Raw genomic sequence first — 15,631 nt, forward strand, 5'->3', positions numbered from 1 at the left:
TGTAATTGAATATTAGTTTGTTGTCTTCAGGGCAGGGTGAAAGTCCCGACCGGCGGTAAAGTCCGCGACCCACGCAAGTGGCTGAATTCTTAAGTGATACCGATAGTTAAAGTCTAGATGGAAGAAGACAGACACCTTAAAAAGAGAATAACTTACTTTTTAAAGGTCTGTTGCTGAAGCAACAGACCTTTTGTTTATTCAGAAAGGAAGAGTAAGTTATATGGAACGTTCAACTACCGGAGTAAAAAATTTAGCTAATGTAATTGCATATGCACTAATTGGAGCAATTGCTTTTGTGATTATGAAATTTGAATTTCCAATTTTACCAGGAATTGGATTTTTGAAATTTGACTTTTCTGATGTTGTAATTACAATTGGGACTTTTTTGTTTGGAGCAGGCCCAGGAATGTTTATTGCATTTGTTAGAATGCTTTTAGGGTTAGTTTTAAGTGGCTTTGCTTTGCCAAGTGTGGTAGGTCAAATTGCAGCCTTTGTAGCAACAATGTCTTTTGCTTTGCCATTCTATTTCATTGCTAAAGGAATTACTAAGGAAAATAGAAACACTGTAAAAGGCCATTTGTATCCAGTATTGGGCTTATTAATTGGAATTGTAATGATGACTTTGGTTCTATCTTTAACTAATGCATTTATTTTAACTCCAGTATATGCAGTAACGTCTATGGCTAATGTACCACACATTGCTAACTATGCAGCATTGTACAATTTCACTGAAAAAGTCTATCTTGGTCAACTATTACATTTGCCTTCAATGTCAGCTTATATTTTTGGCATTATCGTACCATTTAATTTGATCAAGGGTGCTATTAATGCAGTAGTAGTATTCATTTTATTTGAATCAGTATTAAAGAGCATTAGACCATTTGTAAGAAGGAAATTTAATTTGAGCAAGTAATATTAAACTGACACAGCACTTGGTTGCTGTGCTTTTTTGATAGATTTTTTTATGTAATGATAAACGATATATGTTAAAATCTAGATTAGAAAATAAATGGGAGGAGGATTCTTATGGATGATAATTCCAAGGGTCCATATAAACACTATGAGCGCCCAAATAAACCTAGATCTACCAAGACTAGTCCAGATAAAAAATCATGGAAAGTTTGGCTTGGCTTAATAGTTGTGGTTTTAATCGCATTAGTTCCAACTGTCTATTATTTATCTGCACAGCAAAGAACTGCTAAAGTTTATACCCTTGAAAAAACTAGTAAGAGCGACAGTGCAAAGAGGAAGTCATCAAAGTTGTCATCTAAAAAGGGATCGGTAGAATCCTCGAAGAAGTCAACAGCTTCAAAGAAATCAGTAACTAAAGCTGCGTCCACTACTAAGAAGAATTCGACTTCAGCCAATAATGCTGATACTTATGTAGTTAAGTCTGGCGATACTCTTTCAGGTATTGCTACGGAAAACGGCATGACAGTTGACCAGCTCGCTGAATTAAATGGAATTACTGATACTTCACAGCTTTACGCTGGACAAGTCTTAAAACTTAAATAGATAAAAGAAAGGAAAACGAGTTTTAACTCATAAGTAAAGAATGCAAGTTGCAATTGATGGTCCTGCTTCAGCAGGAAAAAGTACAGTAGCAAAGATTATTGCTAAAAGATTATCTTATATCTATATTGATACAGGAGCGATGTATCGTGCTTGTACAGTAATTGCTAAGAATCATAATTTAGATTATGGCGATGAAAAAGGTATTTTAGAAGCCGTTGCTAGCGACGGAATTGAATTTAAAACTGAAGGTGGAGAACAGCTGGTTTATTCAGCTGGAAAAGATATTTCATTAGAGATCCGTACACCTGAGATTTCTGCAAATGTTTCGCAAGTATCTGCTTTACCAGGAGTAAGAGAAGAAATGGTGAGTTTGCAGAGAAAAATGGCAGGTTCAACTAATGTAGTCATGGATGGCCGTGATATCGGAACAACAGTTTTACCTAATGCTGAAGTTAAGATATTTTTAGTGGCATCAGCAAGATCAAGAGCTGAACGACGGTTACTTGATTTAAAGCAGAGGGGTATTAAGTCAGACCAAACTGTTGAAGAAATTGAAGCAGATATTGCCGCTAGGGACTACAAAGACTCTCATCGTGCAGTTTCACCATTAAAAAAAGCCGATGATGCTGTTGAAATAGACACTACAAATATGACTATTGAAGAAGTAGTTCAGAGCATTTTAGAACAAATTCAAAAAAAGTTATAAAAAACATCGTAAAATAGTAGAAAAAAGTCTCGCTTTCCTATAAAATGGAGATTGATATTTGGGAGGTACATATGTCAGATAATAGTAATCAATTTTTAGACGCATTAAAACAAATGCAAGGAGTTGAGGTCGGAGATATTGTTGATGTCGAAGTATTAGACGTTGAAGATGGTCAACTTGATGTTGGCGTAGTTAACGCTGGTGTTGAAGGTGTTATTACTCGCCGTGAATTCACTACCGACCGTAATGCAGATTTAACTGAATTAGTTAAACCTGGTGAAACTATCAAGGCTTTGGTATTAAAGAGAGCTGGTGGCGATAAGGAAAATGGTGAATTCTTCTTCTCAGTTACCCGCTTGAAGGAACGTGAAGCATTTGATAAGTTGCAAAAGGACTTTGAAGAAGGTAACGCAATTGAAGGTACTGTTACTTCTTCAGTTCGTGGCGGTTTGTTAGTTGATGTTGGTACTAGAGGTTTCTTGCCAGCTTCACTTATTTCAAGTCGTTATGTTTCAGATCTTAAGCCATACATTGGTAAGACTATGAAGCTTAAGATTACTGAGATTGATCCTAACAAGAATCGTTTAATCCTTTCACACAAGGATCTTGTTGAAGAAGAACGTGAAGAAGCTTTTGACAAGGTTGCATCACAATTAGTTGTTGGTGACGTTGTTGAAGGTAAGGTTTCTCGTTTAACTAACTTTGGTGCTTTCATTGATGTCGGTGGCGTTGATGGCTTGGTTCACATTTCAGAAATTTCATACAAGCACATTGATAAGCCAAGCGATGCTTTGAGGGTTGGCCAAGATGTTAAGGTAAAAGTTATCGGTATCGATGATGATAGACACCGTATCTCCTTGTCAATTAAGCAAACTGAACCTTCTCCATTTGAACAAGCAACTTCAAGCTTGAACGAAGGTGACGTTTTTGAAGGTGAAGTTAAGTCTTTAACTAACTTCGGTGCTTTTGTTGAAGTAACTGATGGTATTCAAGGTTTAGTACACGTTTCAGAAATTTCAAACAAGCATGTTGATAAGCCAAGCGATGTTTTGAAAGTTGGTCAAAACGTTAAGGTTAAGGTTTTGAACATTGATCCAAGTGAAAAGAGAATTTCACTTTCAATCAAGGCAACTGAAGAAAATGCTGCTAGTGAAAGTGCACGTCCACGTCGTCCACGTACTGACAATTCAGTAAATAAGAAGTACATGAACAACGATGACAATGGTTTTGCATTAGGCGACATTATCGGTGACCAATTAAAAGATCGTAATTAATCATTAATCAAGAGGGCCGGCTCTAAGTCGGTCTTTTTTGATAGCAAAGGAGATGACAAGACATGTTACCAACTGTGGCAATTGTTGGACAACCAAATGTAGGTAAGTCGACATTGTTCAATCGGATTATTAATGAACGGTTAGCCATTGTAGAAGATCGACCTGGAGTTACAAGAGATAGAAATTATGCTCCTGCAGAATGGTTAGGACATAAGTTTAATATCATTGATACTGGTGGTATTACTTGGGAAGATGGCAAGATCGAAGAAGAGATAAGAGCACAAGCTGAAATTGCAATTGATGAAGCTGATGTAATTATTTTCCTAACCAATGTTCTTTCAGGAATTACGGATCTTGATGAAAAAATTGCTCAACTTCTTTATAAAACTACTAAACCGATAATTTTAGCAGTTAATAAGGCTGATAATCCTGAACAAAGAGTTAATATTTATGATTTTTATAGCTTGGGATTAGGTGATCCAATCCCAGTTTCAGGAAGTCATGGAACTGGGATCGGGGATTTGCTTGATAAAGTTGTCGACAGCTTCCCTGAAAAATCCGATAAAGTTGATGATGAAACTATTGCATTTAGTGTAATCGGAAGACCTAATGTTGGAAAATCATCGATCGTTAATAAGCTTCTTGGTGAACAACGAGTAATCGTTGCAAACATGGAAGGTACTACCCGAGATGCAATTGATACTCCTTTTACAGATGAAGATGGTACTAAATTCCGGTTGATTGACACCGCTGGAATTAGAAGAAGGGGAAAAGTCTACGAAAAAACTGAAAAATATTCAGTTATGCGTGCGCTGGGTGCGATTGAACGCTCTGATGTAGTTTTATTGGTTTTAGATGCAAGTACTGGCATTAGAGAACAAGATAAGCATGTTGCTGGATATGCTCACGATGCTGGTAAAGGCGTAATTATAGTAGTTAATAAATGGGATTTGCCTAAGAAAGACAGCAATAGCGCTAAAGACTTTGAAAAGGTAATTCGTGATGAGTTTCAGTATCTAGACTATGCTCCAATTATCTTTGTCTCTGCAGAAACTGGGCAAAGAATTAATCAATTACCGCAACTGGTAAAGAAAGTTCATGAAAATCAAACTCAACGAATCCAATCAAGTGTGTTGAATGAAATGCTACTAGAAGTAAGTAAATTAGTTCCAACTCCAATGGTTAAGGGAAAGCGGCTTAGAGTGTACTATATAACTCAAGTTAAAGGAAATCCGCCTACATTTGTTGTGTTTGTTAATGATCCAGAACTGATGCATTTCTCCTACAAGCGTTTCTTAATTAATCAATTGCGTGAAAACTTTAATTTTGAAGGTACACCAATAAAAATTATTGCTAGAAAGCGAAAATAATTGTTCAAACCCTTGTTATTAAGCGGTTTCTGTGCTATTTTATCAGTGTGGGAGTAAAGTTCCTCCCAGAATATTTTCTGGTTTTTATAGAATGTATAGTTTTTGACCATGGACCCTTTCCTGGTCAGGAGGTTTTCAATTATGGCAAATAAAGCAGAATTGATTTCAGAAGTAGCTGTTAAAACTCAATTAACTAAAAAAGAAGTTAGCGCAGCTGTAGAAGCTTTACTTAGCTCAATTCAAGAAGATTTAGCTAAAGGCGATAAGGTGCAATTGATTGGCTTTGGAACTTTTGAAGTTCGTCACCGTGCTGCACGCAAGGGTCGTAACCCTCAAACTGGTGAAGACATTGAAATTCCTGCAAGTCAAATCCCTGCATTTAAACCAGGTAAAGCACTTAAGGATGCTATTAAATAAGTATTTTAATAGTGAAAAAGCATTGGTATCCTAATCGAACCGATGCTTTTTAATTTGTTGTAGAAAGATAGGAAAAAAGAATGATGTTTTCTGAACAATTACTAGATGCAATTGAAGGACATGATTTTTCTCAGAGTAAGATCCTATTAAGAAAAGCTTTGGAAAACGATGATCCTGAAGTACTTGCCTCTTTAGCCGAAAATTTAACAGATTTTGGGTTTTCAGATTTAGCCAAAGATGTTTATCGTGATTTAATAGCTAAGTTTCCAAGAGAAGATATTTTTAAAGTATATTTAGCAGAAATACTTTTCAACGATGGTAATGATAATGATGCTCTTACTTTACTGTACGGTATTTCAGAAAGCTCCCCAGCATATCTTGATAGTTTGTTGGTTCAAGCAGATTATTATCAAACTGAAGGCTTATTAGAAGTAGCTAAAGACAAGTTGCTTAAAGCTAGTGAAATTGCACCTAAAGAAGATACAATTAAATTTGGTTTGGCTGAATTGGATTTCTTAGCTGGTGAATTTGAAGAAGCAAAATCGCTTTATGAAGATTTATTGACTAGAGAAAATCAAATTGGAGAGGTTAATTTAAACCAACGTTTATTCCAAACAGAGGCTAAGCTGGGAAATTATGAAGAAGCAGCTGAAATCATCAAAAAACATACAAGTGAATTATTAGATATTGACAGTAAGTATCAAGCAGGGGTAATTCTTCTTTATGCCAATGAAGTTGATGATGCAATCAAACAGCTAGATAGTGTAATTGACCAAAATCCGGATTATGTTAATGCATACCCAATGCTAGCTCAGGCATATCAACTGAAGAATGATTATGATCAGGTTTTGCGTTCGGCTCAAGCAGGGTTGGCTTATAACGAGTTAGATGAAACCCTGTATTCGATGGGAGCAATTGCTGCCGCTAAATTAGGAGAATTGGAAACTGCAGAAGACTTGCTACAAAAGGGCTTAAAAGTAGCACCAGATAATAGTGAACTACGCTTACAGTTGTCAAATGTCTACCTAAGCGAAAGAAAATATCAAGATAATATTGATTTGTTTGCCAAGCTTGATGATGAAGACAAGGATGCACAGGTTCATTGGAACTTAGCACAATCATATCAATTTTTAGAAGACGACAAAAAAGCCAAAAGCGAATATCTTTTGGCTTATCCTGACTATCAAACTAATCCTGACTTTTTGAGACAGATGATTATATTCTTTAATACACAATTTGATAGTAAAAATATTGTTCTTGAATTGCTTCGTAAATATTTAGAACTAAAACCTGAAGATTACGAGATGCAAGATCTGTATAATGATTTGGCTAAATAATTATTTACGTATGAAAAAATGATTTTTCTTGGTTTTATAGGTAAAGCCTTCGCCAAGTGCTTCATGTACTTCAAAAATCGTTATGAAAGCATTTGGGTCTTCATGATGAATTAGTTGCTTAATCTGTGGTATTTCTCTAGGAGAAACTACAACATAGATAACTTTTTTTTCATCCTCTTGATAGCCACCAAGTGCGTTTAAATAAGTAAATCCTCGTTCCAGTTCAAGATCGATCATTTTAGCGATTTCTTGATAGTGATCGGAGATAATTAATAAACCTCTCGCACTATAAGCACCTTGTTGTACTGTATCTAAAACTCGCGAAAGAATGAAGGAAGCTAGCAATGTATACATCATATGCTTTATATCAAGATATGACAGCGATGCGAAAAGAACAACTGCATCACAAAGTAGTAGCATCTTTCCAGATGAAATTCCAAATTTTATTTGAAAGATTCGGGCGATAATATCAGTACCTCCAGAAGTTCCGTTATATCTGAAGACAATTCCGAGGCCAAAACCAGATAACGTTCCTGCTAAAATAGCTGAAAGAAAGAGATCGTGATCTAAATTTAATTGCGTTATAATAGGGAATAGGCGCCAAAGCCAAAGAAAAAACGACAGTGATACGGTGCCCCAGATAGTGTAAGCAAGCAGGAGCTTTCCCATATAACGATATCCTAAAATAATTAGAGGGATGTTCAAAACTAGGGTGGCTAATCCCATGTCAATGTTCCAAAAATGGTGAAGGATCAAAGTTACCCCACTTAGTCCGCCGTCGGCTAGTTGATTAGGAACAGAGATCATATCTAGACTAAGAGCATAAATGGCACATCCAAGGGATACCATGATTAGTTCAAAAGTTACTTTTTTGTAATTTATTTTTGGCATATCAGTACCTCCAAGTTTGTCACTAATAATAAAATAACACAAAAAGAATAGAAATAATATTAAAACGAGTTGGTTTATTTGATGATGAAAATTACAGAACTACCGCAAATTTTTATTGATGCTTTACCTGTTTTGAAACAATTAGAAATTTCAGGCTATGAAGCATATTTTGTTGGCGGATCCGTTAGAGATTTGATGTTACATCGCCATATTCATGATATTGACATTGCTACTAGTGCATATCCTGAAGAGGTTAAAGAGACGTTTGACAAGACGATTGATACTGGAATTAAGCATGGAACGGTCACGGTTTTATATAATGGCCAAAGTTATGAAATAACTACCTTTAGAACTGAGTCGGAATATCAAGATTTTAGAAGGCCAGATCATGTAACCTTTGTGCAAAGTCTAGAAGAAGATTTGAAACGGCGCGATTTTACCATTAATGCATTAGCAATGAATACAAAAGGTGAGATCATTGATTTGTTTAACGGCTTAACTGATTTAGACAATAAATTAGTTAAGGCAGTTGGTAATCCAGAGAAGCGATTTCATGAAGATGCGCTGCGAATGATGCGTGCTGTACGTTTTGTAAGTCAATTAAAATTTAGCTTGGAACAACACACGGAAGCAGCTATCCTCCAACATCATAAGCTACTGAGCAAAATTTCAATTGAACGAGTAAGAGAAGAATTCGTTAAATTAGGCTTGGGTCCAAATTCAAGAGAAGCATTCCAAATGTTTATGGACACGAAATTAAGCGAAGAAGTTCCATATATGGAAGGTAAACAGCATTTATTAGAAGTATATCCAAAACTGCAGTTCAGTCCTAGTGAAGAGACAAGTCTATGGTCAATTATCATTATTTTGCTCAAGTTACAGAATGATCAAATTTCAAAATTTATGCGTGCGTGGAAGAATTCCAATGCAATGAGCGATGAAGTTGAAAAAATAGTAAACTTTTTTGATTTATTATCTGAAACTTCTCCAAGTGACTATCAGCTATTTGAGGTAGGAAAAACAACGCTATTGAATACAATTGATGTGGCTCATATCTTGGGTCAACCGATAGATTCTAAAGTATTGGTTGATCGCTATATGGCGTTACCAATCAAACATAACGATGAATTAGCAATTGACGGTAACTTCTTAATAAAGTTAGGAATTACGCCAGGACCACACCTAGGAAAGATCCTTGAGGACATCAAGAAGCAAGTAATTGCTGGTTTGTTAGAAAACGATATTGATGAAATCAAATCATACATAAAAAAAGTTATGTAAAAAAGAAGGCCGATCGGCCTTCTTTTTTGGTGGATAAATATTTTTATACGTAAAATAAAACAGAAAAGTACATCAAAATCGATCCCAGCATTACAAATAAATGCCATATAACATGGATAAATGGCACGCCTTTCATTGTGTAAAGCAAAGCGCCAAGAGTGTAAGCTACGCCCCCAGCAACCAACAGCCAAAAGCCAGTTGGACTTAGACGATGATATAGATAATTTCCAGAAAAGATAATAAGCCAACCCATAATGATATACAAAATGGTATCAAAGATAACATGCTTGCCTCGATTGAAAATATAATATAGAATTCCAAAGATGGTTGTTGCCCAAATCAATCCAAAAAGTGCCCATCCCCAAATACCACCGATTGCTACTAAAGAATATGGCGTATAGGATCCTGCTATTAATAAAAAAATTGATGAGTGGTCAAATATTTGAAAGACATTTCGTGCTTTAGTAAAAATAAGGCTATGAAATAATGTTGAAAAAAGATAAAGTAAAACTAAACAAGAGCCATAGATCATAAAAGTTACTATTCTCATTGGATCACCTGTATGAGCAGCCTTGACGATTAGAATGACTAGCCCAGCAACAGCTAAGCCAAAACCAATCCCATGAGTAATCGAGCTGAAAATGTTGTCGAGAACATAATATTTATGAGACTGATTTGTTGGTTTTTGCCAAAGTGAAGACAATTTCATGTATTTAACTCCAATCAATTAGTTCGAATTGCGGTTTTTTTGATATACTTACTTTATAAGTTAGTCCATATTTTAACATACTTATTTATGTATGGACGTAATAGAATTGAGGGCATTAAATTGACAAAAATTAAAATAATGACGGACTCTTCTGTTCAATTGACACCTGAGGAAATCGATAGGTACCAAATTACAATTGTACCATTAACAATATCAATTGATGGTAAGACTTATATCGATGGGGAAGATATCAGTCGAAGTGATTTTGTCAAGAAAATGAAGGAATCGGTTGAGTTGCCGAAAACCAGTCAACCATCTATTGGTCGCTTTGTAGATGTTATTAAGAATCTTACTGCAGACGGTAGTAAAGTAATTGGTATTTTTTTGGCTAAATCACTAAGTGGTACAATCGATGCTGCTAGACAGGCTGTTGAAATAGCAGGCGTAGGTGATCAAGTAACCTTAATTGACTCAGAATTAACAGATCGAGCAGAAGGACTGCAGGTTTTAGCTGCTGCTAAAGACGCACAAGCAGGTAAAACTGTGGAAGAAATTATTGCTCATGTGGAGCAACTTAAAAAAGGTCAAGAGTTGAGAATGATGGTTGTCGATCTGAAAAACTTGATCAAAGGTGGACGACTTGGAGCATTAACTGGAAAGGTAGCCACTTTATTAAATATTAGAGTTGAATTGCATATGCCTGATGGGCAGCTGGGTGTTTTCAAAAAGGGTAGAGGAAAGAAATTTTCCAAAGCTTTTGATGAACAGGTTTTAAAAGAAATCGAAGAGAAGAAAGATCGAATAACTGATGTCGGTATTTCCTATGTGGATACTCCAGAAGAAATGGAGTTATTGGCTGATCGAATTCATGAAATCAATCCAAGTATTAATGTACTAGTTAGACAAACAAGCCCAATTGTTGCTACCCATGCAGGTACTGGGGCTTATGCTATTTTGTACATCGTGAAATAAGGTATATTAATGTATCGAGAGAGTTTTTATCGTTTTTTGATGACTCAAATTGATCCAGATTCAACTGATCCAGTTGCAGTATTTGCAGGTAATGCTCAACATGATCAGACTTTTCCAAAGCAGGAACAAAATTATGAAAAGCTTTCGGACTATCTGGAATTAAATGCGAGCTATTTACCAGCAATGAGCATTTTCGATGAAGCATACGAAAAATATCGTGAGAAAATGCAATATTAACATGAAAAGCCTTTTAATAGGTTTTTTTTATGTTCTACAATATTATTAAATGAAGTTGTTACTAAATTATATTAAAAAGGAGATAAAAATGCCAACAATACAATGGTACCCAGGCCATATGAATAAGGCCAGAAACCAGCTAGAAGACAAATTGAATCTTATCGACGTGATTGTTGAAGTATTAGATGCAAGAATTCCTCAAGCTTCAAGAAATCCGATGATTGGTGAATTAGTTGGTCAAAAGCCACATATCGTAATTTTAAATAAAGCAGATTTAGCTGATCCAGTATTAACTAAATTTTGGCAAAAAGAATTACAAAAGACAGCTAATTATGTTATTGCAATGGACTCTTTGCATAACACAAATATGCAAGGACTGATCCATTTAATAAAAAAAGCTGGTAGTGCTAAAACTAAGAAATTTGAAGATAAAGGAGCAGTTAATCCGACTATTAGAATTGCTTTTGCTGGTATTCCAAATTGTGGAAAATCAACGATCATAAATCGCTTAGTTGGTCGCAATGTTGCTGAAGTTGGCAATAAGCCAGGTGTTACAAAAGGACAAACTTGGTTGAAGACTAAATCTAATATTCAAATTTTAGATACACCAGGAATTTTATGGCCTAAGTTCGATGATCAACAAGTAGGATATAAGTTAGCTGCTTTTGGAGCAATTAAGGATACAGTTTTTCATGCAGATGACGTCGCCTTGTTTGTACTTGAATTATTACGTAAATATTATTTGAATGATTTAATTAAGTTTGCACGTTCAAATAAGGAAGAATTAGAGCAGATTAGCAATCCTGATTTATTATTGGCTTTAACTGATATTTATGGCATGAGGGATGATTACGATCGTTTTTCTTTGTATATGTTGCAGAGATTGCGTAAGGGTAAACTCGGAAGGGTAACATTGGATCGATTATGACAATCAAAGAAGTCCAGGAACTATTAAAAAACTACAAGGTTGATGTAGATATACTTGCTGAATTAAAAAAGGATCAAAGGGCTGGAGTACAGAAGGCCGTTAAGTCTTTTGAACGTCGCCAAGAAAAGCTACGTCTCAAGCGAGAAGCTTTTCAACGACGTTTTTCTTATGAAAAAGAATTTTGGCAAGAGAAGAAACTGGTAGCAGGGGTTGATGAAGTGGGAAGAGGACCACTTGCAGGGCCTGTTGTTACCGCTGCCGTCATTTTAGATGAAAATTTTGATCTTTTAGATGTTAACGATTCTAAAAAGCTAACTCCTGAAAAACGCTTGGCGCTTTACCCACAAATCTTATCGCAAGCCGTAAGTGTTTCAGTTGGCGTTAAGTCTTCTAAGATAATTGATGAAGTTAATATTTATGAAGCAGATCGATTGGCAATGGCACAAGCCGTTGATAATCTCGATCGCCGACCAGATGTATTATTGGTAGATGCAATGGATGTACCGGTTAACATTCCACAAGTAAAATTAATTAAAGGCGATGCAAAATCAAATTCAATTGCTGCTGCTTCCATTATTGCTAAAGTTTTTAGAGATCAATTGATGGATGATTATGATCAGCTTTACCCAGAATATTGTTTTAGACATAATGCAGGGTATGGTACTGCTGACCATTTAAAGGCTTTGCGTGAATTCGGACCAACGCCAATACATCGAATGAGTTTCGCTCCTGTTAGAGAATCAGCAAAAAATAAGTCCTAAAAATAAATTTGTAGATAAAAAATTGCAATTTTTGCGTATCTATATATTAGGAGGTTTTTTATCTATGAGTATAAATAAGACTGATTTTTTATTAGGATTAAAATTACAAAGAGGTATTGGCTATGTCAAACTTCTTAGAATTGCTAAAGAACTTGATGTTGATAAAGTTAATCAAGCTTGGATAGATCGCGTAGATTTGCCACAAGAACTAAAGAGTGCAATTATAAAGGCATGTTGTGATGAAAAAACGGCAAAGATGTGTCAGCAAATTAAGCAACAATGCCGAGTCATCAGTTTCTTTGATGACGAATATCCCGAATGTTTACGACAAATATATCGACCACCGTTGATCTTGTTTGCTAGAGGTAACATTGAGTTACTGAAAAAAGATATTATTACAATCGTAGGTTCAAGATTAGCAACACACTATAGTCAAAAAGTGATTGAAAAATTGGTGCCAAATATTGTGGCGTCAGGGAAAGTAATTGCTAGTGGTTTAGCCAAAGGTGTTGATACTATGGCTCATATAGCTACTCTTGAAAACGATGGAGCAACTATTGCTGTAGTTGGTAATGGCTTAAATCATTATTATCCTGTACAAAATCAACTGTTACAAAAAAGGATTGAAAAACGGGGCTTAATTCTAAGTGAGTATCTACCGGATACTATTGCTAAGCCTTATCGTTTTCCAGAAAGAAATCGTATTTTAGCAGGAATAAGTCAAGGAGTAGTAGTTACAGAAGCTAAAGCTAAATCAGGTTCCTTGATTACTGCTAATTTAGCGCTACAGGAAAATAGGGATGTGTATGCGATACCTGGTCCGATCACTAGCGCATTGTCTGAGGGGCCTAACCGTTTGATTGAATCAGGGGCTATTCCGGTAGTCGATTACAGACTTGATGAAAAAGAAACATTTGACAAGGAGGATAAGAATACTTTATTCTCAAGTTGAATAAATAAAATCATATAATCATAAAAGGAAGCATTATATGCCTACTAAAAGTAAAAAAGCAAAAACTAAAAAAAATCTGGTAATTGTTGAATCACCAGCAAAAGCAAAAACTATTGAAAAATATTTAGGTAGAAATTATCACGTAATTGCATCTAAAGGTCACATTAGAGATTTGCCAAAGTCTCAGATGGGAATTGATTTTGAAAATGATTATCAACCAAAATATATTTCCATTCGTGGCAAAGGTGATACGATCAAAGAATTAAAAGCGGAAGCAAAAAAAGCTAAGCAAGTCTATTTGGCATCCGACCCGGATCGCGAAGGAGAAGCTATTGCATGGCACGTAGCGCATGTTTTGAAATTGGATGAGAATCAAAAAAACCGGGTAACTTTTAATGAAGTGACAAAAGATGCAGTTAAAGAAAGCTTTAAGCATCCAAGAACAATTGATATGGACACGGTAGATGCCCAACAAGCTAGAAGAGTTTTGGATCGAATCGTAGGTTACTCATTATCACCAATTCTTTGGTCTAAAGTTAAAAAAGGCTTGAGTGCTGGTAGAGTTCAATCTGTAGCTCTTAAATTAGTCATTAACCGTGAAAAAGAAATCAAAGAGTTTAAGCCACAAGAATATTGGACGATTGAAGCTCAATTCAGTAAAGGTAAAGAAAAATTTCAATCTAGCTTTTATAGCATTGATGGCAAAAAAGCAGAGTTGAAAAATATCGATGACGTAAAAAATGTTCTTACAAAAATTGACAAGAAAGCTAAATTTGAAGTGTCACAGGTTGTTGCAAGCGAAAGACGTAGACAACCAGCAGCACCATTTACTACTTCGACGATGCAGCAAGAAGCAAATAAACGCTTAGGTTATCGTACTAGAAGAACCATGAGCATTGCTCAGCAACTTTATGAAGGAATCAGTTTGGGTAAAGAGGGAACTGTAGGGCTAATTACTTATATGAGAACTGACTCCAAACGGACATCACCAGTTGCACAACAGGAAGCCTCAAAGTTTTTACATGAACAATATGGTCCTGAATATGCTTCTAAGAACCAACGGCACTTTAAGAATCAAGAAGATGCTCAGGATGCTCACGAAGCAATTAGACCGACGAGCGTTTATCGTACGCCAGACTCTTTAAAAGAGCGACTAACAACTGAGCAGTATCGCTTATATAAGCTAATTTGGTCACGTTTCTTAGCTAGTGAAATGACGCCAGCAGTTTACGATACTGTAAGAGCTGATATTGTTCAAAATGGTGTAACTTTTAGAACTATTGGTTCAAAGATGAAATTTGCTGGTTATACCAAGGTTTATGATAATCAAAAAGAAAAAAGTGTTGAATTGCCGGATCTTCAAGAAAAGGATCAAGTTAAACTAGAAAAATCAGATAATAAGCAACACTTTACTTTACCACCTGCTAGATATACAGAAGCAAGTTTAGTTCGGGCTTTGGAAGAAAATGGTGTTGGTCGTCCATCAACTTATGCTCCAACAATTGATACCATCCAAAGAAGATACTACGTCAAATTGGAAGGTAGATCGATTGTACCAACTGAACTAGGTGAGATTGTTGATCAATTGATTGAGGAATTTTTCCCAGATATCGTAAATATCGATTTCACCGCACAATTAGAAAATGATCTTGATAGTGTTGAAGATGGCCAAAAGAACTGGGTTAAAGTAGTTGATGAATATTATCAACCACTAAAAAAAGAGTTGGATACTGCAAGTACCAAGATCGAAAAAATTCAAATCAAGGATGAACCTGCTGGCTTTGACTGCGACATCTGTGGAGCACCAATGGTAATCAAATTGGGCAGATATGGTAAATTTTATGCTTGTTCACGCTTCCCAGATTGTAGAAATACGAAACCAATCGTTAAAAAAATCGGTGTTACTTGTCCTAAATGTGGTAAGGGCGAAATCGTAGAAAAGAAATCAAAGAAAAATCGCAAATTCTATGGGTGTTCACGCTATCCTGATTGTGACTTTGTTTCATGGGATCAACCAATTGGTAGAAATTGTCCTAATGATGGACATTATTTGGTACAAAAGAAGACCAAGAAGAATCTGGTAGTTTTGTGTCCAAATGGCGATTACCGAGAAGAAGCTAAAGAAGATAGTGATGAATAAGATGAAGCTTGTGCTTTATTAATTAGAATTGGAAACGTTGAGATATGCTCAGCGTTTTTTATTTTTAAAGATACTTAATAAAAAGTTGATCATTGGTGATACTATTGTAAGTAGGTTATAATATTTATCAAGTGGAATTTT

16 protein-coding genes and 1 riboswitch are annotated in these 15,631 nt (G+C 35.6%); of the genes, 14 read left to right on the plus strand and 2 right to left on the minus strand.

Going from position 1 to position 15,631, the window contains the following annotated elements; all coding sequences use genetic code 11:
• Positions 1 to 18 precede the first annotated feature (18 nt).
• Positions 19 to 133: riboswitch (FMN riboswitch) on the plus strand.
• Positions 134 to 220: 87 nt separating this feature from the next.
• The 7 genes from BN52_RS08460 to BN52_RS08490 all read left to right on the plus strand — a co-directional run bounded on the left by BN52_RS08460 (position 221) and on the right by BN52_RS08490 (position 6,619).
• Positions 221 to 913 (plus strand): ECF transporter S component, encoded by a 693-nt coding sequence (locus BN52_RS08460; protein WP_008474110.1) that lies wholly within the window; start codon positions 221 to 223, stop codon positions 911 to 913.
• A gap of 113 nt (positions 914 to 1,026) precedes the next feature.
• Entirely contained in the window at positions 1,027 to 1,515 is a 489-nt protein-coding gene (locus tag BN52_RS08465) for an SAG1386/EF1546 family surface-associated protein (RefSeq protein ID WP_008474111.1), read from the plus strand.
• A gap of 40 nt (positions 1,516 to 1,555) precedes the next feature.
• Entirely contained in the window at positions 1,556 to 2,221 is a 666-nt protein-coding gene (gene cmk / locus BN52_RS08470; RefSeq protein ID WP_008474113.1) for a (d)CMP kinase, read from the plus strand.
• A 71-nt stretch (positions 2,222 to 2,292) separates the two neighbouring features.
• Positions 2,293 to 3,495 (plus strand): 30S ribosomal protein S1, encoded by a 1,203-nt coding sequence (gene rpsA, locus BN52_RS08475; protein WP_008474115.1) that lies wholly within the window; start codon positions 2,293 to 2,295, stop codon positions 3,493 to 3,495.
• Between the two features lie 62 nt (positions 3,496 to 3,557).
• Positions 3,558 to 4,865 (plus strand): ribosome biogenesis GTPase Der, encoded by a 1,308-nt coding sequence (gene der / locus BN52_RS08480; RefSeq protein WP_008474117.1) that lies wholly within the window; start codon positions 3,558 to 3,560, stop codon positions 4,863 to 4,865.
• A 141-nt stretch (positions 4,866 to 5,006) separates the two neighbouring features.
• A complete protein-coding gene (locus BN52_RS08485; protein ID WP_008474118.1) occupies positions 5,007 to 5,282 on the plus strand; it encodes an HU family DNA-binding protein in 276 nt (91 codons plus the stop codon).
• 80 nt (positions 5,283 to 5,362) lie between these two features.
• A complete protein-coding gene (locus BN52_RS08490; RefSeq protein WP_008474119.1) occupies positions 5,363 to 6,619 on the plus strand; it encodes a tetratricopeptide repeat protein in 1,257 nt (418 codons plus the stop codon).
• Here the strand turns inward: BN52_RS08490 and BN52_RS08495 are convergent, their stop codons facing one another.
• Positions 6,620 to 7,510 carry a YitT family protein gene (locus BN52_RS08495; protein WP_008474120.1) on the minus strand — a complete coding sequence of 297 codons (891 nt, stop codon included), beginning with the start codon at positions 7,508 to 7,510 and terminating at the stop codon, positions 6,620 to 6,622.
• An 81-nt stretch (positions 7,511 to 7,591) separates the two neighbouring features.
• Here BN52_RS08495 and BN52_RS08500 point away from each other — a divergent pair, with 81 nt between their 5' ends.
• Positions 7,592 to 8,791, plus strand: coding sequence for a CCA tRNA nucleotidyltransferase (locus BN52_RS08500; protein ID WP_008474121.1), 1,200 nt, complete (start codon positions 7,592 to 7,594; stop codon positions 8,789 to 8,791).
• Between the two features lie 43 nt (positions 8,792 to 8,834).
• Here the strand turns inward: BN52_RS08500 and trhA are convergent, their stop codons facing one another.
• On the minus strand, positions 8,835 to 9,500 hold the full coding sequence (gene trhA, locus BN52_RS08505) for a PAQR family membrane homeostasis protein TrhA (protein ID WP_008474122.1): 666 nt from the start codon (positions 9,498 to 9,500) through the stop codon (positions 8,835 to 8,837).
• A gap of 120 nt (positions 9,501 to 9,620) precedes the next feature.
• Between trhA and BN52_RS08510 the strand changes: the two genes are divergently transcribed.
• From BN52_RS08510 to topA, 6 genes are all read left to right on the plus strand, one after another.
• Positions 9,621 to 10,472, plus strand: coding sequence for a DegV family protein (locus tag BN52_RS08510; RefSeq protein ID WP_008474123.1), 852 nt, complete (start codon positions 9,621 to 9,623; stop codon positions 10,470 to 10,472).
• A gap of 9 nt (positions 10,473 to 10,481) precedes the next feature.
• Entirely contained in the window at positions 10,482 to 10,709 is a 228-nt protein-coding gene (locus BN52_RS08515) for a YozE family protein (protein ID WP_008474124.1), read from the plus strand.
• 88 nt (positions 10,710 to 10,797) lie between these two features.
• Entirely contained in the window at positions 10,798 to 11,637 is an 840-nt protein-coding gene (gene ylqF, locus BN52_RS08520) for a ribosome biogenesis GTPase YlqF (protein WP_008474126.1), read from the plus strand.
• Positions 11,634 to 12,398, plus strand: coding sequence for a ribonuclease HII (locus tag BN52_RS08525; RefSeq protein WP_008474127.1), 765 nt, complete (start codon positions 11,634 to 11,636; stop codon positions 12,396 to 12,398). The genes ylqF and BN52_RS08525 overlap by 4 nt, the downstream gene beginning before the upstream one ends.
• Before the next feature lie 70 nt (positions 12,399 to 12,468).
• On the plus strand, positions 12,469 to 13,350 hold the full coding sequence (gene dprA / locus BN52_RS08530) for a DNA-processing protein DprA (protein WP_040473529.1): 882 nt from the start codon (positions 12,469 to 12,471) through the stop codon (positions 13,348 to 13,350).
• Between the two features lie 37 nt (positions 13,351 to 13,387).
• Positions 13,388 to 15,490: a type I DNA topoisomerase gene (topA, locus tag BN52_RS08535; RefSeq protein ID WP_008474129.1), complete on the plus strand. Its 2,103-nt coding sequence runs from the start codon at positions 13,388 to 13,390 to the stop codon at positions 15,488 to 15,490.
• Positions 15,491 to 15,631: the final 141 nt, after the last annotated feature.

Origin of the sequence: Lactobacillus gigeriorum DSM 23908 = CRBIP 24.85, from assembly GCF_000296855.1 — a bacterium.
Taxonomy (GTDB): Bacteria; Bacillota; Bacilli; order Lactobacillales; family Lactobacillaceae; genus Lactobacillus; species Lactobacillus gigeriorum.